Origin of the sequence: Paenibacillus sp. FSL P4-0338 (assembly GCF_038002365.1) — a bacterium.
Taxonomy (GTDB): Bacteria; Bacillota; Bacilli; order Paenibacillales; family Paenibacillaceae; genus Paenibacillus_AQ.
This window is the reverse complement of the sequence record NZ_JBBOCG010000001.1, coordinates 1,777,690-1,798,010: the sequence shown is the minus strand read 5'-3', so window position 1 is coordinate 1,798,010 and position 20,321 is coordinate 1,777,690. Positions and strand designations below refer to the sequence as shown.

The window sequence follows — 20,321 nt, the reverse complement described above, 5'->3', positions numbered from 1 at the left end:
TTAATCTATACCTACAATCTCACTTCTTCTCTCCATAAATAACACATCTCTCCAGACTTCATTCATTTCCCGGCCTTTTTTCTAAGAGTTACTAACCTCAGTTCCCATTTTCATCGTCTGGACCATGTTATATTCTTTCTTCACAATCTCTTCGAGTTTTACGATAGCTTGATCATGAACACGATTAGATACGATCATTTTAATAACTGTCGTTCTATAAATTTCCCATAAATGACTTAGTTCCACGCTTTGTTCTGCTAACTTCTTATAGAGATTTGTATGGGACGATTGATCTTCCAGTAACTTAAAAAGCCTGTTATTCTTCTTATGATTCTGTGCAAAAGAACTGCTTCTCAAGGCAAATATGCTGGTATCGTTCAAATGACCTACAAGTTCTTCGAATTCCTCTACATAATCGGTCAACGCTTGTAGTCCCAGCTGATAATGAAGACCATATTGCTCGAGGAAAACGACTTTATCATCCAATAGATTGCTTCTGAGTTCTGAGATAAACGAGTCCGGTACTGAAAATTCATGGTTAAAATTTCTTATCGATCCTTCATGCACAGAAACCATGATGAATCTGACTTTTCTGCCGCTTGTCATTAGATATCGGGTAGATTCCATAATGACTTCAAGTGGAGTTTGGTAATCGTGCATTCGCCCTGGGGATAAGCAATCTTCAATTACTGTGTATGCATCCCCACTCGCACATTTTCCATGAATAAAGGTCGGATGGATAAAATGTATTTTTCCGGATTCTCTTCCACTGGAATAAAAAAAGCGGTCCACATCGAGAAAGACATATTTCTTCTTGTCTAAAGCGCCTTGAATCATCTCATCCAGGAAAGGGATATCAGATTGCTCAAGAAGCTGATCCTCAAAGCGAAGAAAATGATAGAGCTGTTCCGTGTCATATTGAACCTTCGGCAGCATTAATCCTTGATGCAGCAAGCTTTCAAAATTGTCTTCGGGGAATGTCTGGTTGATGAGTTTTTTCCAGTACTGCGTTTTAAAAGTCAGAGGCAGCTTCTCGAACGATGAATGATGACTAATGAGAATCGCCATCAAGTTATTATTAACACAATCAAGCCAAATGTCATTATAAGGCAATATCCGATGGGTAGGTGTCACATGGTCAACTCCCTATGATGAACTCACTTATTAGGTGGACAGCCAGCTCACATCATTTAACGTACCGTCAGGGCGAAGCATAACTTCCTTCGGAAGAGCATGAGACAGAAAATGAACATTGCCGCAGGTTAAGCCATAGGCCCCCATATGGGGAAACGCGATCCAATCCCCCGGCTCTAGAGGGGGGAGCATGACGCTGCCTTGCAGCACATCTGCGGGAGTGCACAATTTACCGCAAACATTGTAGGAGACTCGACCTTCTCCTTCACCGGATACGTATAGCTTGCGCTCCCCCGCCTTCCAAAGCTGAAGAGGCAGAGGCTGCTTGAAGCTTCGTCCCATCAGGCTGGAAAAAGCCCGATGGTGGGTTCCCCCATCGACAATGGCGAAGGCTTTGCCTTTGGAGAGCTTGGTGTACAGCACTCGGACCGCATAAATCCCCATCGTTGCGGCAATTCGCCGCCCTGATTCTACGAATACCATTTCCAATTCCAGATCCCGGTTGCGCTCTAACTCCCCGGCAAGATACGCCCCGAAAGCTTCGACAGGAAACGGCTCATCGCCTTCAAACATGGGAACGCCGAAACCGCCGCCGAGCCCTAAGCATCGAAGCTGCAGGCCGAATTGGTTGCGCACCTGCCGGGTGAGACCGAACATCATCGGAACGCTCTCCCGATAAAAGTCGAGGTGAAAATTCTGCGTGCCCTGGTACGTATGCAATCCGATCAGCTCTAGCCCCTCAAGGTTAATGGCGGTTTGCACCGCTTCATTAATTTCACTGTCGTCGATGCCAAACTGGGAGGCAAGTCCGACCGATGACATACGCGAGCCTTTGGTTCCAGTAGACAAATTGACCCTTAACATAACGGGTGCGGCAATACCCAGCGCAACAGCTTCATCGTGAATGACAAATAGCTCCGGGATGGACTCCGCATTAATCGCGTAGATCCCATAGCGAAGCACATGATGAATCTCGTCCGCGCTTTTGCCCGGTCCGGTAAACACGATGTTGTGCGAATTCACCCCGATAGAGCGGGCAATCTCATATTCCCCAACCGATGCGACTTCGATCGGCGAACCCCAGCCGTTAATGAGACGGCATACCTCCGGATTGGGATTGACCTTCATGGAATAATATAGCGTCACATCCTTGGGTAAAGCGTCCCGCAGCGAAAAATAATCGGAGGCCAGCTTTCCCTCGTCATATACATAAACGGGTGATCCAAACGGCTTGGCTGCTTCCATCCAAAAGGGTTGGCCCACTTCCTGCGGATTAGACAGTCGTTGTGAAGCCATAGTCATACGACAGCTCCCCTCCATTCCATGATTGCTTCCTCCAGCCCTTGACGGGCAAGCTTCTCCGCTTCATCGTCCACACCCCAGCTCAGAGTCGAGACCCTGCAAGGTCGGATACGGTCTGCAGATTCCCCATCATGGTGGAAACCATACACGAATACCCCGCCTTGTTCGGCAGAGATCCTTATCGATGCCACCTTTTCGGCAAATTCTGCAAATTTGGCTCCAGGGTGGAGCTTGAAATCATAGGATTGAGTCTCCATTCTAGGAAACCCGCGTTCGAGCAAGTGCTTGCGAATCTTCAGCAAATACGTGACCATGGTAAGACGGGCGTTGATCTCAATAACCGGTATTAAAGTTCCGTCTTCATCCAGTATGGAGTCTACCCCGAGAAAGCCCTCGTAGCCCCGGGAATGTAAAGATGTACCCAGCTGCTGCAGCTGTTCGGTATAAGCCACGATCAAGGCTTCAGGCAGGTCCGGGTGCAGACGGCTCCCCCTGTACACTCCTGCATCTGTAATCCTCTGCTCGGTCATAGCCAGGATCTCGCAATCTGTTTCCCCCAGCCAGAGCTGTGCCGTCAGATGGCGCTCGACCTGATGCCAGCGTTCCACCGTCACAACCGGTTGCCCGCCTCCCCGCGAGATCTGCCTCTCTAAATATCCCAGCAGCATCTCCAAATCCGGGCCTCGATGGATATGGAACAGCGCTTTACCGGAAGAACCGTAAGCGGTTTTTACAACCAGCCGGGCTCCAGGATGCCGTCCCTCCAACTCGGCGCAAGTACGGCGGATCGCGTCAAGCCCCTCGCATATCCTACCGTCGCTGACTGGAAAGCCGATTTCTTCGCATAATTTACGCGTTGCGATCTTGCTGTTCAGTTCCACGGACAATCGGGCTGGCGGGCCGATCCACCTCCCTCCGTTTTCCTTGAGAAACTGCTCCTCCTGCTCGTCCATCAAGTAAGGAACAGCAATCCGGTTGCGAAACTCACCCGTATATTCAGACCGTGCGCCAATCGCGATTGAGGGTATGGCTATCTTCTCTTCTTCCAAATAAGATAGGAATTCAGGATCCGGAGCCTCTTTCAGGAGAACAAGATCCTCCCGGTCAGCCAAATAAATTTGGTAGAGATCCATTTGCGATACGAGCCGGTCTCCGGACGCATTGTTAATATGGGGTAAGCGAATCTCTTGAGCGGCTTTTCCTTGTTCCCAATTAATATTGGAGTACCAGAGCTTCGGTGCGCGCGTTCCGGTCAGATGCTCCACATAAGGTAGGTTATTCATTATCCCGTCACCTCCACTTTCTCCGGGTTGAGATCGGACTCCAGCCCTTTAAGCCAGCCTAGCTCCGACTTTAAGATTTCAAATGGTATGGCTCCGAACCATTCCAGAGATACCGGGGCTTGGATAGGGTCCAAGATAAGGCGCTTCATTATGGCTTGGCAGTCCATTTCTCCATCGGCCAAGGGTACGATACCTCTGCGGCTTCCGCTCGGAGAATATATATTGTCAGGAGAGAATACTTCGAGCCATTGCCGGGATTCCACATTCTTCAGATGGATATTGACCATCCATGGCTTCAAGCGTTCGTAGGCGGCAAGGGGATCAGCGCCCGATTCCCAAATGTGCAGAAAGTCCAAATTCAGCTTCAAGGCTGGGTGGCCGGTTTGCCTGAGCAGTTGAAGTGTGGAATCTAAGCCGTCGGCAGCTGTTCCCGGATGAGTCTCAACCACTGTATAGACCCCTTCCCTCTCTGCTACGGCGCACAGGATATTTAGACGTCCGGTGCAAAGCTCCCAGTCCTTCTCATCAAGAGATTGACTGCTCAGGTTTCCGGCGAAAATCCTCAGCTTATCTGTGTGGAACGCTTTGGCCGCCTGGACGGTTTCCTGCCATTCCTTAAGCAGAACGTCCGTTGGGATATTCCCCATGAGAGGGATATAATCGCTCAGCATGTTGATTTCGAGCCCGTAGCTGAACATTTCGTCCAGCATACCTCCCAGCTCCTGTCCCCGTTGGCGAAGCAAAGCCTTGGCATGCACGCCCCACAGTTCTATACCGTTGAAGCCCGTATCACGAGCATAACGGAGCAGCTCCCGGAAGGATACCAGCTCGTGCCGAAAAGAAATCGTGCATAGATTATACCGCAGTCAGATCACCGCCTATTCCATTCATCCAGGCCAGGAATTGAAGCTCCGCATCCTGAATGTCCCGCAGCCTGGCAAGAGCCGAGCGCAGCAACGCTTCGTCCCCGATGTTCTTGCGGTATTTCACCAGCAAGAAATTCAGTGTCGTCCATAACTTCACGATCCCGCTGATCCGGTTCGTCCCTTCCAGCACCTGCCCCTTGTCCATCACGCCCAGCTGGGCAAAGCTATTCCATATGGAAGATCGGAGCTTGGTTAAGGAAGCAATGGCGATCGAGTTCTGGTTCAACCAGTTCGAGGTTTGTTCCGGGCTTAATGCTAGAGATTCCTGCAAATCCCGGGCAAAGCAGTCCAATGCGGCGGTACCCGAACTGTATTGAGAACGGACATACATTTCGTAGTTTCGCTTGGCTGCATAGGTGAAGATATCATGCTTGCCGGGAGACTCGAACACCTTCCCTTCTTGATCCGGCTGAAGCTCGTAGAAAATGATCTCCTCCTCTTCCGGCTCCGCTGATGCCCGCATAAGCTCTTCTCCGGTCAGGAATCCGTTGAAACCGACAATGGGATCGAATACTCTGAAGGCGTTACGCGCTTCATCGAAGCTATCTGCGAGGATATAATGATCGAATCCACTCTCCGCCATGATCAGCATGTTGGGAGGGAAAAAATCCAGATCGGATGGGCGGCATTTCACTACCGCACGGTTCCCTGACTGAACAGACTGCTTCAGCGCCTCAGGTCCAGTTCCCTTGTAAACCAGATGGATGCCGTACAGAAAGGGCAAGCTTTTGTTCAACCGCACATGCTGGCTCGCCGTAATAATGCGCGAAACATAATTGACATTCCAGTAATCCAGCAGAAACAGATCAGGGTTGGCCCCGGACCGGTATAAGTGGGTCAAGATGCAGGAAGCTGCACATTCCATCGCCGCCAGCTTCATCATTTCCGGCTTGGCATCCGGCGTATCCGTATGAGACGTCATCTCTTCATTCTCCTTCTTCATTTGAGGAAATACGGCAAACAAAGGACGGTATTTTGCCGCTGACAGGATCGGCTTCGAGCCTTGAGACGGTTTCTATGGACAATTTCACCGGCTTGCCCGCCGCTCGGTGAAGAAAAGCGGATAGCTTGGCCTGCACGTCCTCGAACTCGCTTGGCGAGGCTTCAGTCGCCAGCCGGACGGAAAAAGAGGTTAATGTATTCTGCACGATCTGAAATTGGCGGACTCCTCTGGCTGCAGCAAGCTCCCAAAAAAACTTGTCCAAATACCGGAAGACGGCGGAATGCACCTGTGCTCCAGGCAGCCGAATCTGGGATGTTCGAACGGGAAGCAGTTGAAGAAGGAGACGGCCGGTTTCAGGGTCCCTGCGAATACTTCCGATATCCCCTGTCCGGTAACGGACATAAGGCAGACTCCTCATGATCAGCGAGGTGACCAACACTTCGCCGAATTCCCCCTCCTCTACATGGAGTCTTGAGGCTGGATCAATAATTTCCACATATACGGCGGACTCATCGATTTCCAATTGGCCGCTCTGGCCTGCGAACGCGATACACCAGAACTCTTCCAAACCGTAATAGTCTACGCATGGAACGCGGAACACCTCCTCAATCCGTTCTTTCTGAGAGCCATGCAGCGTTTCGCCCCAGTTCTGGGTAAACAGGAGGGAAGCCGGCAACGAATATCCCCCGTCACGCATATATTCGGCCAACGCGCAGAGAGCGGAAGCTCTCCCCTGGATAAAATGAGGATCTTCCCTGATTATCAGTTCTGCATAATGTCTAAGGGACCTGGGCTCCGCCAGCAGACGGTTGCTCAGCAGCAGCATCCGGTGCCTGGGCGGCAGCCCCCACTTTTTTCTATGCTTATACAGGGTCAGCGAGAGTGTCCATATCTCCTCCGTAGTTTTCACACAGCGGAACGGCACTCCGGTAGTTCCCGAGGTGAACGATTCGGTCACCCGCCTTGCATCAGGATGTTCGAAAAGGGCGCGGTTGTCTGCGATCAAGTGTTTGTCTGTAATCGGCAGCTGATGGAAATCAACGTCCGTATAAGGGCTATAAAACGGGTACGTCCTGCGCAATTCGTCAGCCAGCTCTTGCAAATGGCCCGGGGTGAACACCTTCATGAAGCCACCTTGCGTTCTACAAAATGCAATACGGCCTGGACGCTTCGGAACGATTCCGGGCGAATATCGTCCACATCCAGCTCAAAGCCGAATGTATCCTCCAGCGCCGACAGAAGCTCCAGTATTTGAATGGAGTCGATTCCCAGATCGTCTACCAAAGCATGATCCAGCTCGACCTCGCTGGTTAGCCTCTTGGCCACAGCAGCTATCGTTTCTCTCACCTTAAAGAGTATATCTTCATGCTCTATGGACATGTTCTTCCTCCTTCACCATAGATTTCAGGGCTTTGCGATCCAACTTTCCGCTGGCCGTTCTGGGCAGAGCCGTAACGAAGCGGAATTCCCTGGGACGCAAGGCCGGGGATAACCGCTTTACGCACCAGGCATGCAGCTCCGGGCTGCTGACAGGCTCTGTGGAAGCTTCGGATACTACCACGGCAATCAGACGATGTCCCCATTGAAGGTCTTCTACGGCCGACACCGCAGCGTCCGCCACCCCAGGCAAGCTTAACAGGACGCTTTCGACCGCTTCCGGGTACACCGTGTGTCCCCCGACAAGGAGAGCGTTATCGGTTCGCCCGGTCAAGTGCAAATATCCATCCTCGTCCAGATACCCGGTATCCCGGGTATGCAGGCCGAGGGGGCCTAGGATCTCGCGGGTGCGATCCGGATCGTCATAATAGCCGATCATCACATTCGGCCCCCGAACGACCACCTCACCACTCTCCCCTGCTGCCGCCTCCCTTCCGTCCTGAACGATGGCCAGCTCGATGCCGTTAATGGGTATCCCGGCGGATTGCGGTTTCGTCCTCAACTGAGCGTAGGGCAAATACGAGACGCGCGGAGAGGCTTCGGTCAGTCCATAGGAAGGCGTCAGCCGCACGTGAGGCAGACGGTCAGCCAAACGAAGCAGCATGACGGCAGGCATCGGGCCGCCGACAATGAGCATCTGCCGGAGCGGCATCAGATCCTCCGCCGCCCATTTGGCGGAATGTATTAGAGGCAGGATCGCAGACGGCACAGTGCATAAGAAGGTCACCTTGTTCGTACGGACGCACTGGATCATCTCGAAGGGATGCACGAAGCCCCCGCTTAGAACAAGATTGGCTCCAGAGGCCATGGCGGCGAACCATTCCCCAACAATGGTCGAGCAATACCCCAGTGACTTCGAGAGCAGAACGATGTCCCCGTCGCACAGAGTCGTGTAGTCCAGGATCGCGTCCACATTGGACAGCATGTTGCGGTCGCTCAGCATGATACCCTTCGGCTCTCCCGTCGAACCGGAGGAGAGGAATATCATTCGCGTGTCCTCTGGCGGCGTGTACCGGCGTACCGGCCGCGGAGCGGCGGCGATTCCTGCAACCGGTCCGCTTGCCATACCTGCATACAGGCAGAATGGCAACTCTTCCCCTTGCATGTTCCATTCCGCAAGGATTGGAAGCTTCTCTTCAGAGACGAACACAGCTTCGGGTTCAAATTTGCGGATGAGGCGAAGCATGTCCTGTCCTGGCATGTAGCTGTGGATGGGGAGCGGAATGCCTCCCGCCAAAATAACTGCCCCGATGACAGCCAGACACTCCGGCGTCGGAGCCATCCAGACGGCCCCGATAAAATTCGGACGCAGCTGCTCCTGCTTCAGCCGTTCAGCGAGAAGGTCCATGCGGTTTCCGAGTTCCGCATAGCTTGTCCAATCGGACTCGCCGCTTCGTGCCGCGTAAGTGATTCCCCGGTCATGCCTTCGTGCACGTTGAAACAATTCCCTGAGGGTGCCTGTGCCATTCATACCGGGACCCCCTCCTTGTGAGATGCCTGTCCGGCCACAGATGTATCCCGCTCGAAGGTCGATGCCATAGCATAATACTCAGCCGATTGATTCATGAGCTCTTCGTGGTCGCCTTCCGCCACCAGACAACCGTTCTCCATCACCAGAATACGGTCCGCGTTTATAATGGTTTGCAGGCGATGGGTGGCTACCAGAACCGTCTTGCCCGCCATGACTTGGCGTATGGAATCCATGAGTTCAATCTCCGTAAGCTGGTCCAAGGCGGAGGTCGGTTCGTCCAGGATAAGAATATCGGGATTGTGCAAGAGGACACGCGCAATAGCCAGCCTCTGCCGCTGTCCGCCAGATAGCTGGAAGCCTCTATGGTCAATCTTCGTGTGGAGTCCGTCCGGCAGTTGATCCAGCAGAGATCCTAGCCGCGCATTCAGGGCTGCTTGCATGACCATCTCCTCCGTTGCGTCCAGGTTCCCGACAGCAATATTTTCCATAAGGGTACCCCGGAACAAGTAAGGCTCCTGGAACACGATGCCAACCTTGCGGCTGATCGCGCTGCGGGTCATCTCCTCCAGATTCTGTCCGCCGATTCGAATTTCACCTTCGAGCACGGGCATCATCCCAATAAGCGCCCGGAAAAGGGTGGATTTCCCAGACCCGCTTCGCCCGACGAAAGCATAAACCTTGCCCGGAGACAGCGACAGTGACAGATCCTTCAAGATTTCCGTTCCACCGTACCCGACGCGCAGACTGCACACTTCGATATCGGACGGCGTTGTTTCAAGCTGAGGCTCCCTTGCAGGCGAAGCCTGCTTCCTCTCGTTTTCCGAATAGGGATCGATCGGGGTCTGGATAAATTGCTCGATTCTGCCCATGGCAACTTCCGCGCCTTGAAGCTCTCTGAAAAAGTTGTTAATCTGCTGTACAGGATTCAGAGCGTTCTGCAGATAGGTTACGGAAGCAACCATCATACCGACGGTCATCATTTGGTGGAGCACCTGATCGCTGCCGATCCAATAGATGGCAGCCAGGATCAGGCTAATCACAAATCCACTGATTTGAAACGACATAACGGCATACAGCGTTTCCCGGGTGCTGGCCTTCACCAGCCCCTTGTACATCGTTTCATTCCGCTTCCGTTCCCATCCCTCTAGTCCTAAAGCCCGGATTTCTTGCGAACTTTCGATCGCTTCATAGAGATAGGTTCCGATCTCTTCATTATGGGTTCGAACGGCGGACGAATAACGCGCCACAGGGTTGCGGAACAGTCCTGGCACCCATAAGAGGAAGGGGATGCTAAGCGTCGCAACGATGCCAAGCCGCCAATCCATATAGAACAGGATTCCGAGGGATATCAGCATCATAAACAGCTGTGAGGTAATCTCGACCAGGATGTGGTTGAGGAAATTTCCCATCGTAGCGGTATCCATCCCGAGCAAGGCCGAGAATTTCCCGGGTCCTTCCTTCTGAATCTCCGGAATGGGAATCTGCCGGACATGCTTCAACAGCTCGTTCCGGATATCCAGCATATTACAGATGCCCAGATAGCGGAACAGACCTACCCGGATAAACAGGAACACGATGGAGAGAACGCCTATTCCCAAGGAAAGGCTAAGCAGCGGGACAATCAGCTTACGGTTTCCGCCAATCAGCACGTGGTCGATCAGATAGGCGAAGATTAAGGGCTGAAGCATGACGAGTCCCAATTGCAGGAACGTGCAAACGTAAGCGATCAAGGTTAAATTCCATTTGATCCTCACGTAGGGAGCAAGACGTCGGAACAGTTTAAACGTGTGCATGATGGTTCCTCCCGGCAAAATGTTGAATAAGCGGCTTCACCCTGCGCATCCATTCCCCCGTGTCACCCTGCGGCTGCCAATCCAGAACCGACAGCGGCGATTCATTCAAACAGCCTGTCGCTTCCAATAAGCTGCAATGATAGATTTCGTTCAGCGTTCTCATAGAAGATTCCAGCAGGGCGGTCTCCTCCGCCTCACCCGCTATCTGTCCAAGGGGAGCATTCAGGAGCCTCCTGATCTGCGGCATGATGGTGCGATAGTCGTACATTAGAGCGCCAAGCCGCGCTCCTTGCGAGAGATTGTCGTGAAGCTTCTCATCCAGCAGGACCTCGGTGCAGCTTCGAACCAGCCCGCCCAGATCTATCTTCGGATGTTCACCGGTCCAATCTACCTGGACGAAGGAACCGTCCACGCCGTCAACAAGCAGCTCCCGGAAACCGTCCCAGTTGGTGCAGACCACAGGAAGACCGTGGGCTTTCGCTTCCAGGAGGTTGAAGCCAAACGTCTCTCCCGGATCGGTGGAGAGGTTGACCAGAAGCCTGGATTCTTGGAACAGGCAGTCTTTCTCACTCCCGTGGACGGGACCTGTAAACTCCACGGTTTGCTCCAGTCTATATTCCGCTACGATGGCTTCAAGCCGTTCTTTATATCGGTCCGCTTCCTGCAAAGACCCCGTATATTCTCCGGCAACCGTCAATACAGTGTCCGGGACACGCTGCTTGATTTCCGCCATAGCCTCTAAGAGCACATGAATGTTCTTCACCTCTTCCAGCCGGCCGATGGATAACAGACGTTTACCGGCAAGCGGCCGAACCGGCTCCGCAGCCAGCAAGGTGTCGATGCATAACGGGATCTTATGGGCATGTGCATACCGGGGTGAGAGATTAACCAGCGCCTGTCTGCAGGATTCCGTACTGGCAAGCAGCACATCCTGTTCTGTAATCCAAGGTGCACAGGACAGCCAGTTTGTCAGCCAACGGGCGGATGCGACGGAATGGGCGATAACCATGAAGCGAAGCGGAAGCTTGGAGAAGCTCCGAACCAGCATCAAGTAAGGCATGAAATAAGGAGCATTCACATAAAGCGTATCGATTCCGTATTCCTCGCATAATCGGGCCAGCCGCTCCGATGCTTGCGGAAGCGAAGACATCGGCTGCTTGGAGAACTGGCGAAGCGAACCCCCGAAGATCTTGGCAAAGCGTACCGGCGGAATGCGGATGAGCTCCGTATATTCAGCCAGATACCCTGTCCACTTGTCATCAATCACCCGTTCGTTCAACCGGGGGGAATGGCCGTCGAAGCAGCCCACCCTAGGTCTGCACTCCGCATGCAAATCGAAGTTTCCAGCGATGATAGACATCGATCAATTCCTCCTTCAGCTGTTGCTCCGTCCTGTGCAGCTGCTCCACCTTATCCACCAGCAGTCCGATTTCTCCGGTTCGTCCCGGCATAGACGTACGGATCGCCAGGTATGCGAGCGTACTCCACATTCTTATGAATCCTTCCAGCTGCTCCTGATACAGCTCCGTACCTTGATTAAGCGCTTCCGAAAAATATTGATACAGCAGCCCGTAGCTGTATTTGCGTTTGGCGAGGATGCCGAGCTGGGATACAGCATCCTTCAAGGCCCCGGGCGGATACATATCGGGCGATTCCACCGTCTGCATAATCCTCCGCCTCACCATGCCGGTTAGCGATCGTTCACCCGGATCGGTCTCTATCGTATCCTCGAAGATTCTCGCCACCTCGTGAGCGTCCGGCGCATGGAGCCATTCGGGATGAAGCAGCAGTCCCCCGCCCAGCTCATTGCTCAGAAAAGCATCGTGTACATGGCTCGTGGCCACTAACCCTTCCCATTCAAAATAGCGGTCGTATACCACGAATTGATCGCCCCGCATTCCGTGTACGATGACAAAATGGGGCTGATGCATGGTTTGAAACGTTCTTTTTTGATAGGGCATATGAAACAGGTCGAGCTGTACCAAAACAGGAAGATCCGGATTACGCCGCAGGACCTCCAGAAACTTCTTCAGGTTGACGAGCTTGTCGGCCCCGTAATCATACCACTCCATGGCCCCTTCCCCGTACAGGCGGGTAAACAGCCGCAAATATTCGGACGGTGTGATGTCCGCTGAGAAATAGGTCAGCTTGCCGTCCTCCGTAACGCTGAATGGCGCGTCCCAAGCACCGATATAGAGCGGACGTTCATCCCATCCGGCTTGCTCCAAGCCATAACCGAGTCCGTTCAGAAAGCAATGGGCTTGTTTCACGTCAAACCTCGGTTTGAACGGCCCGTTTGGCCAATATGCGTTGTGAGATCAAACGCGCGGTGGCGAAGTTCTCCTGCAGAAGCTCGTCGTCCTCGTAAAAAATGTCGTACTGCTGTTCAATCTGCATCATCAGGTTGACCAGCAGCACTGAATCCACGCCTGCATCCTCTAGCGGTGCGTCCCCATTCAATTCCTCCGCCAGCTCCGGTCTGGAGGTCAAATCGGCCACCCGATCAATCACGAATTGTACGATATCCTGTGCATTCACGTTAATCATCATATCCATCCTTTTCTATGATCTTAAGATTTGATGTGCTCCCCCTTAAGGGCGTGGATGAAATCGACTAAAGAACCGACCGTTTGGAAGACGGCAGGATCCATCTCCTCCTCAGGCACAGTTACGTTGAACACTTCCTCGATGTATACCACCAATTGGAGTACCATGATCGAATCTACGTTTAAGTCTTCGTACAGCCGATCTTCCTCTTTAATGACGTCCGGGAGAGAGAGCTCCAATTGTTCGGACATGAGCTGCCTCAATTGAGATACCGTTTGTTCCTTATCCATGAATACCATACTCCTCTTCTACCAATTGTTTTCGCATTACCTTCCCTGTACTCGTCTTCGGAATGTCCTCCGTAAAAGCAATAAAGCCCGGAACTTTATAAGCAGGCAGAAACCGCGCGCACCACCTCTTCACATCCTCCTGAGACAGCGCATCGCCCTTCCGGACGATTCGAGCTTTGACAGCTTCCCCCCAGACGGGATGCGGAGCCTTGTGCACGACAGCTTCCTGAACGCCGCTGAGCCTCCGGATAACATCCTCCACCTCGGAGGGAGCTACTTTCAGTCCTGACACATTAATCAGATCATCCATCCGGCACTGAACATGAAGCCTGCCGCTGAGCCAATATCCCATATCTCCGGTATGAATCCGGCGTCCGCCTGTGGCAATGATTATTTCATCCGGCTGATCCCGGGTTCCGGCTCTTTCCATTGCCATATGCTCCAGCAACATCCCGGCATCCGTAGAACCGGAGGGCCGGTCGCCAAGCGAGATGCAGCCCGCCTCAGAGCACCCGTATTGCTGGATCACCTTCACACCTGCACCCCCAAGCCTGTTCAGCAGTTCTGCAGACATCGGGGAGCCAGAGGATACCATCTTTCTAAGCAGCACCTTCTCTCTCATGAGGCTGAGCAGAATTTGAAAGAGAAAGGGCACTGCATACACCACATGGCGATCATGCTGCTGCATGAGATGCAGGGCGAACTTGGGGTTCTTGTCCGTCACGATAACCGGCTTGACTCCGCGCTTAAGTGCGGAAAGCGTGCCTGTGATTAATCCGAAGGAATGAGACACGGGCACCAGAATGATTGGTTGATCCTCCCCGCTGCAGGGCAGCATCTTGTTGTAGGCCTCGATTTCCATTTGCACATGAGACCAAGACCGTTCAACTAACTTGGGAGCGCCGGTCGTGCCGGAGCTGAATTGAAGCAAGGACGGCTCCCCATTCATCCGATCCAGGCGTGAGTGTAGAGGGTGAAAGACGGCGCTGCCTCCTGCATCTGTCAGCAGACCTGTACAGCCTGCGTCTTCAGATTGACGGAGAGCGCTTTCAATCGGGGTATCGCCGTTGATCAGAAGCACCGAGCCCTCACTCCTAATAATCAGCTCCGTGGCGGCCAGAATATTCGCCGGCTCCTTCATGCATACAGCTGTCCGCCGTTCCTTCCAAACAGAGGAACCCAATAATGCGTATATCGCGTTTATTCGACGTTCCAGTTCATGCTGGTCATAATGTTCTTTATTAACAATGAACATGGAGTCTCCTTTCCCGTGATATTTTTTTACTTCTTTAGATATTTTCTCCACATAACGACGCTTTTCCTTCTCTTGTAGTCAGGATTGCTGAAAAGAGACCCTTTCGGCTGGATCTTGCCCAGCCGAAAGGGTCCTCATGTTTCTGTTTACGCTTTTACTTAGCCAGATATTCGATGAACTTTATAAAGATAGTAGCTACTTCAGCGCGGGTGGCGGTGGCTTGGGGGGCAAAGAAGTTGTCCGGCTTGCCTGATACAATTCCGATGCCCTGCTGTGCCTGAACGGCCTTCAACGCCCATGGGCTGATCTGACTCTCGTCTGCGAAGGACTTAGAGTGGCTTGCAGGTATCTCATAGCCCTTGTACTTCATGTAATTGTACAGCATCACCAGCATCTGCTCGCGTGTCATCGGTGAATGGGGTTCAAACAGGTCTGCGTTTATACCGTTGACTATGCCGCTTTCGGCCGCCCACTCGACTGCCGCCGTGTACCACTGCCCATCCGTCACGTCGCTAAAGCGGGAATTCGTGTAACCGGAGCGGTTTACGTTCTCAAGATTGGCCAGTACCTGCACGTACATCGCACGCGTCATTGAGGTGCCCGGTGAGAACGTCGTGGACGTCGTGCCGTTGAAAAGAACGTATGTGTAGGCGGAGTTTACGTAGCTGTAGAACCAGTCGTCCATGTTGACATCCCTGAAAGGATTGCCAGACACCACGAGGAAGCCCAGCGGGGTGTCGTCATCGAACACAAATTCCGTACCCTCATGGATGTTCAGCGACATGCCTTTGTCTAAGCCGGCACTCGCGCCGCCGTGTAGTGTCACTTCGGCGCTCTTGCCCGCCGGAAGGGTCACTTTACCTTTTGAGTCTATAGTCGTACCTTCGGGTACCTTAATCTTCGTCCCGCCCTTGGTCACAATCTCGCCGCCGCCGGGTAGGGTGGTGTTGCCGTTCTTGTCCGTGACCGCGGGCTTATCCTTCGGTGTGTTCACTGTGTAGGTCGGCTTCAACGATCCAGTGACTGTCCCGGTGCTGGTATTGCCTGTATTGCCCGTATTGCTGGTGTTGCCCGTACTGCCGGTATTACCCGTATTGCCACCAGAAGGATTGGGCACATTGGAAGCCGTCGGCGTCGCCGTCGCACTCATCTCCGCACTGTCGCCCTTCGCGCTCACCGCAACGATCTTGAAGGTATAGCTTTGGCCATTTTTCAGGCTCTTGAAGGTATATTGGGCCGTCTTCGCATCTAGAGTGACCGGCGTCACGTTGCCATACCAGACCTTGTAACCCAATATCGTGCTGCCGCCATCGTCAGCTGGAGCAGTCCAACTCAATGTGACCTGTCCGTCGCCCGCCGTCGCCTTGAAGCTGCCCGGAGCACCGGGTCCGCCCGGTTTTCTCTGTGCGAACATCCAATCAAAGACGTCAGTGTAGTCATTGTTCCAAGTCGGCAACTTAGAGGACTGCGCAGTAGGTTTAAGGCTCCACTCCTTGTTGGAACCTACATTGGACAAAGTATCCTTGTACCCTGAAATATTGTTCCACAGAACTGAAGCTTCCATCTCATGGCCGGAAGGAATCCAATTGGTTCCATTAACAGGTGCTTCCGCCTTTGTCCATTGGTCATAAGGCCAAACGAATATTTCATTTCTGTCGATGAACGTGTGCCTGGCGTTTTCCAATAGGGGCATTATATTTGCAATATAAGTTTCCGCCCCTGTTTTTATTGTTGAAGAATCAGTTGTGTTAACGAATGACCAGTATGCGAAGTTTTTAAGAGTTTCGGCTTGTTTCGCGTTGATTGATGGTGGAAAAGACATAGGCGCTGCGGCTGCGAGCAAATCGGGATATGTCGTCAAGAACGTATTCGTATAAGCGGATCCCATAGAGAAGCCTGCCATGTAAATACGGTTGGGGTCAACAAGTCCCTTGCTCACCAGATCATCGATATAAGCCTTTAAGGTAGCGGGTGTTGCCTGAACGTTGTTTTGCGCCCGCAAAGCGATTATATGACTGGCGTATTTAGAGTTCTTCTCCATTTTTTTCATAAGCGCGGTGGCTCCGTTGGCGGACCTGATGGGCGCAAAGGTATCCCCGTCCTGTGTACCGCCGCGGGTAGAACCGTGAGCATAGATGTAAAGGGGAAGCCCTTTTACCGGAACGCCGTTGCCGTCCTTATGAATATAGAGCCCATACTGCATCGCTTCCGCGTTGTCAATTTTGGGACCCACTTCAAATTTGTCAATGATTTCATTAACGGTTCCTGACTGTGCGAAAGACGTCTTAACAATGGCAGCCTTGCCATCAAGCTTGATATCGCCACTAGATACAATGTTGTAATTCTGGATGGTGGATTTGGATGCTTCCAAAGTGGACTGTCCGCCGGTTAATGTCCAAAATTCCAATTCTACAACGATGTAGCGGCCTTTAGTAAGTCCAGCTTGATAATCAGGGGAGTTCTGGTTCACACCCTTATACCCTCTGGGTCTAGGTTCGTCATTGACGTATACTCTATTGACGGTGCGTGTACCTTGATATGCCAGGTTACCGTCCAGCAGAGTATTCCTCGCCGAGACTGTAAACAGGTTTGAACTAAGGTCGGCACCCACAGCTTCATTTCCCGCACCCAGATCGGTGATAACGGCTGTGGTAAATTCTCCGGTGGCAAAGTTATCGTTGTATACGATAAAGTTAAGTAACGTTGCGGCCGGATCGGGTTTGAATGTAACATGGATTACCTTGTCATCGGTGTTCACGTTTTTTAAGGTATAGGTATTGTTTGCAATCTCTACAGACGCACCATTTACAGTTACGGTATCCACGACATAACCGCTGATCGGAGTGAATGTAAAGGATTGGCTTCCGCCGTCAGCTACCCGAATCAAGCCGGATGGCGAGATGGTGCCGTTTAATCCTGCCGTGGCGTTAACGGGGTGCCTGGATACCGTGGAGCTCCCAAGCAGCAGCAAGCTATTCTTGAAGCTGTCAGAACTGCCATAACCCGCGTCGGGCTTACCTAAAGCGGATACCACCTCATAACGGTCATTCCCCGCACCCGTTGAGTTATTGATGTACACATCAAACGTAATCGGGGAATTGCTCGTGAATTCAATGGTTCTTCTAGGTATCTTCACTTCCGCGATATACCCGGTGTCCGTTCGTGTAACCGAACCGTCGCGGCCCGCAGCGGTTTGACCTGAGAAAATACCGCTTGCGCCAATACGCCACTGGTTTGAGCCACTTTTTCCGTCACCGACATACAATTCCACACTGTCGGTCATGTACTCAGTGCCAGGAGTGTGACCGAAGCACACATTCGGGTCTGTAACCACAACGCGTGCATACAGGTAGTCTTCGTCCCAAAATACTTTGGCTTTGCCGGTAGCCTTGGGGCCTATCTTCTGGTCGGGTGCGCTACTGTTGTTGATGTCAAACGCTGCAGCTTGTTCCCACAGTTTGTCGTTTGTGCCCAATACAGGTGAACCGTATCCGGCAACAGGCTGATTGTTTGCTGCGGTCTGCGCGAACATCCAATCAAAGACGTCAGTATAGTCATTGTTCCAAGCCGGCAAGTTAGAAGACTGCGCTGTTGGCGCTATGCTCCAAGTCCCCATCGTTATGTCGTTGTAAAGAACCGCCGCTTCAACTTCGTGCGCCACCGAATCACTCAGGACAGGTGAATGGTTCGGATTCGGTTTCTGATTCGGCTGATCAAATTGATTGTAAGGCCATATAAGAGCCTCATTGCTCTCAAAGCGCGAAGCTCTCGCATTGATCATTTTCGGCATATTGGTGTTTATGAAGTTAGCGAGGTTAGTCTGGTATACTCCAACGTTATACTCATTGATAAACATCCAATAGGCCAGGTTGGTGTGAACGTAGTTGGCGTTCGCGTTCGGTGAGCCGCTTACCGGAGACATAGGTGCGGCGGACGCGAAGAAGCCGGGATAAGCGTTAACTAAGCTGTTCGTATACTGGCCGCCCCATGAGAAGCCCGCCGCGTAAATGCGGTTAGGGTCTACTGCACCGCTGGCAACCAGGTCATCTATAACTTTCTTAACATTGGCTGTGGAGGGAGTACTCGTGCCATTATAGGAAATATTCAGTATATGGCTGGCGTATTTCTCGGGGTATTTTTCCATTTTCTTCATCAGAGCGACCGAGCCGTTGGCGGATTTCATCGCCGCTTTTGGGTCAGTCGCAGCGCTTGTGCCGCCGCGTCCCATGCCGTGGGTATAGACATACAGCGGCAAGCCTTGCGACACCTCACCGTTTCCATCCTTGTGAAGGTAGAGCGCACGATTAACCGAATTGCCCGTAGGTGCTGTAAATTGGTCAAGGATCGGATTCACAACTTTTTCCTGTTCAAAAACCGCGTAGTTAAGCGGTTCCCCTTCTGTCAGTAAGAGCTCGCCGTTTTGGACGACGCTGTAAACCTGTTTTGTTGAGTTCATGTTGCCATCCAGCGTTATATTGCCGCCGCTCTCTGAATAAAATTCGAGCTCAACTACGATGTAACGGCCGCGTTCCAGTCCGTCCTGATAATCCGGTGAATGGCTTTCCGTCCCCAGATAGCCGCGTACCTTCGGTTCGTCATTGGCGTATACCCTAGTGATCTTGCGCGTCCCTTCAAAGGTTACCGAGTCGCCGTTCAGGGTCGTGTTCCTAGCCGAGACGGTAAACAAGTCCGGATTAAGCTTGGAGCCTTCCACCGCCTTCCCTTCGCCTAAGTCAATGATAACAGCCGTCGTGTACTCGCCACGGGCGAAGTTGTCATTCCATACAATAAAGGGAAGCAACTCCGCGGTCGAATCATTTTTGAATGTCACTTGAAGGGTATGGTTAGCGACAACATTTGAAAAGGTGTAAGTGCCATCATCGGATAGAGCTGCGTCCTCTCCGTCTACCTTTACGGTATTTACAATTTTGCCGTAATCGGAGGTAACCGTAAAGGTTTTGTCTAAGCCGCTAGCAATTCTCAGAACATTGCCGGGTGCGTTCGGCGTTATCCGGCCGCCCGATTCCGCCGTGGCAGTGATTGAGAATCTGTCGTCCGCTCCACTAGCGTCAATGAGATTCAGGCTGTTTGTAAAAGAAGCAGCATTGTTGTAAGCCGCGTCCGGAGTTCCGAAACAGGAAACGACTTCATAGCGGTCACCGCCCTTTTCCGACGAGTTATTGATATACACTTCAAAGGTAAACGGGCCTGCCTGCAAGTTCAAGGTTCTTTTAGGTATTCTCATCTCCACGATATATCCTGTGTCCGTGATCTCAGTCCACGCAGCTCTTCCGGGAGCGTTTTGCCCTGAAAACACGCCTGTCGCGCTGATGCGCCATTGATTCGCGCCTTGGGTTCCAGCGCCGGCATAAAACTCCAGGCCGTCGTACTGATAATCATTGCCGGGTCCCTGATATAGATTGCTGTCCTCCACGACTACACGGACATACAGGTAGTCTTGGTCCCAAAGGATCCTGGCTGTGCCTGTGGAATGGGGCCTGGGGTCGCCGGGCACAGTGCTTTTGTTGATGAGATGCTCCATGGTCAGGGCCCACAGCGGGTCGTCTGACCCGAGTTCGGGAGTTCCAAAAATGGCGGTCGGCATTTCATTTGTCTGCAAGCTTGTAAGAGCTGTAGAACTGCTGTCGCCATTAAGTGCTTCTGTATACTCGTTGTTGTCAGTGGCGGCGGCAAAGCTGGTAGGCATTAGTGACGCCACCATTAGCAAGCAACAGAGGAACGCGAGCACTCTGCCAAATCGTTTTGACATCATTGAAAATCCTCCTTTTTTTCGATCCGTGCGCTCACGGCTTACCATATCGTATACACCAAGGCTTCAATAGCTTACTTCATCGTAACGGATATAATAGCGCTTTCATTATTTCCTCCTCCGTAAATTTGTTGTTATTTCACCCTATTCCTATGTAGAATTTCGCAATT

The 20,321-nt window shown here is 52.2% G+C and carries 15 protein-coding genes; all 15 read right to left on the bottom strand.

Features of this window, described 5'->3' with window-relative positions:
• Positions 1–81: 81 nt before the first annotated feature.
• The 15 genes from MKZ07_RS07745 to MKZ07_RS07675 all read right to left on the bottom strand — a co-directional run bounded on the left by MKZ07_RS07745 (position 82) and on the right by MKZ07_RS07675 (position 20,154).
• Positions 82–1,134, bottom strand: a complete 1,053-nt coding sequence (locus tag MKZ07_RS07745) for a hypothetical protein (protein WP_341025453.1) — start codon at positions 1,132–1,134, stop codon at positions 82–84.
• Positions 1,135–1,164: 30 nt separating this feature from the next.
• The gene (locus MKZ07_RS07740) at positions 1,165–2,436 is read right to left on the bottom strand and encodes a hypothetical protein (protein WP_341025451.1); all 1,272 of its coding nucleotides are present in this window, start codon (positions 2,434–2,436) and stop codon (positions 1,165–1,167) included.
• Positions 2,433–3,719 carry an ATP-grasp domain-containing protein gene (locus MKZ07_RS07735; protein WP_341025449.1) on the bottom strand — a complete coding sequence of 429 codons (1,287 nt, stop codon included), beginning with the start codon at positions 3,717–3,719 and terminating at the stop codon, positions 2,433–2,435. The genes MKZ07_RS07740 and MKZ07_RS07735 overlap by 4 nt, the downstream gene beginning before the upstream one ends.
• The gene (locus MKZ07_RS07730) at positions 3,719–4,528 is read right to left on the bottom strand and encodes a sugar phosphate isomerase/epimerase family protein (RefSeq protein ID WP_341027920.1); all 810 of its coding nucleotides are present in this window, start codon (positions 4,526–4,528) and stop codon (positions 3,719–3,721) included. The genes MKZ07_RS07735 and MKZ07_RS07730 overlap by 1 nt, the downstream gene beginning before the upstream one ends.
• Before the next feature lie 46 nt (positions 4,529–4,574).
• Positions 4,575–5,567, bottom strand: a complete 993-nt coding sequence (locus MKZ07_RS07725) for a hypothetical protein (RefSeq protein ID WP_036696869.1) — start codon at positions 5,565–5,567, stop codon at positions 4,575–4,577.
• A 4-nt stretch (positions 5,568–5,571) separates the two neighbouring features.
• Positions 5,572–6,714 (bottom strand): phenylacetate--CoA ligase family protein, encoded by a 1,143-nt coding sequence (locus tag MKZ07_RS07720; RefSeq protein WP_036696868.1) that lies wholly within the window; start codon positions 6,712–6,714, stop codon positions 5,572–5,574.
• Positions 6,711–6,968, bottom strand: a complete 258-nt coding sequence (locus tag MKZ07_RS07715; protein WP_084648984.1) for an acyl carrier protein — start codon at positions 6,966–6,968, stop codon at positions 6,711–6,713. The genes MKZ07_RS07720 and MKZ07_RS07715 overlap by 4 nt, the downstream gene beginning before the upstream one ends.
• On the bottom strand, positions 6,952–8,496 hold the full coding sequence (locus tag MKZ07_RS07710) for a class I adenylate-forming enzyme family protein (RefSeq protein ID WP_036696866.1): 1,545 nt from the start codon (positions 8,494–8,496) through the stop codon (positions 6,952–6,954). The genes MKZ07_RS07715 and MKZ07_RS07710 overlap by 17 nt, the downstream gene beginning before the upstream one ends.
• Positions 8,493–10,289 carry an ABC transporter ATP-binding protein gene (locus tag MKZ07_RS07705; RefSeq protein WP_051493748.1) on the bottom strand — a complete coding sequence of 599 codons (1,797 nt, stop codon included), beginning with the start codon at positions 10,287–10,289 and terminating at the stop codon, positions 8,493–8,495. Before MKZ07_RS07705 ends, MKZ07_RS07710 begins: the two co-directional genes overlap by 4 nt.
• The gene (locus tag MKZ07_RS07700; protein ID WP_063829043.1) at positions 10,276–11,649 is read right to left on the bottom strand and encodes a glycosyltransferase family 4 protein; all 1,374 of its coding nucleotides are present in this window, start codon (positions 11,647–11,649) and stop codon (positions 10,276–10,278) included. Before MKZ07_RS07700 ends, MKZ07_RS07705 begins: the two co-directional genes overlap by 14 nt.
• Entirely contained in the window at positions 11,600–12,559 is a 960-nt protein-coding gene (locus tag MKZ07_RS07695) for a DUF6005 family protein (RefSeq protein ID WP_036696864.1), read from the bottom strand. Before MKZ07_RS07695 ends, MKZ07_RS07700 begins: the two co-directional genes overlap by 50 nt.
• 1 nt (position 12,560) lies before the next feature.
• On the bottom strand, positions 12,561–12,836 hold the full coding sequence (locus MKZ07_RS07690; RefSeq protein ID WP_341025445.1) for an acyl carrier protein: 276 nt from the start codon (positions 12,834–12,836) through the stop codon (positions 12,561–12,563).
• A gap of 23 nt (positions 12,837–12,859) precedes the next feature.
• Entirely contained in the window at positions 12,860–13,126 is a 267-nt protein-coding gene (locus tag MKZ07_RS07685) for a phosphopantetheine-binding protein (protein WP_076162311.1), read from the bottom strand.
• Positions 13,119–14,381 (bottom strand): AMP-binding protein, encoded by a 1,263-nt coding sequence (locus MKZ07_RS07680; protein ID WP_036696862.1) that lies wholly within the window; start codon positions 14,379–14,381, stop codon positions 13,119–13,121. Before MKZ07_RS07680 ends, MKZ07_RS07685 begins: the two co-directional genes overlap by 8 nt.
• 154 nt (positions 14,382–14,535) lie before the next feature.
• Complete coding sequence (locus MKZ07_RS07675; protein ID WP_341025442.1) at positions 14,536–20,154, bottom strand: sugar-binding protein; 5,619 nt, start codon at positions 20,152–20,154, stop codon at positions 14,536–14,538.
• Positions 20,155–20,321: the final 167 nt, after the last annotated feature.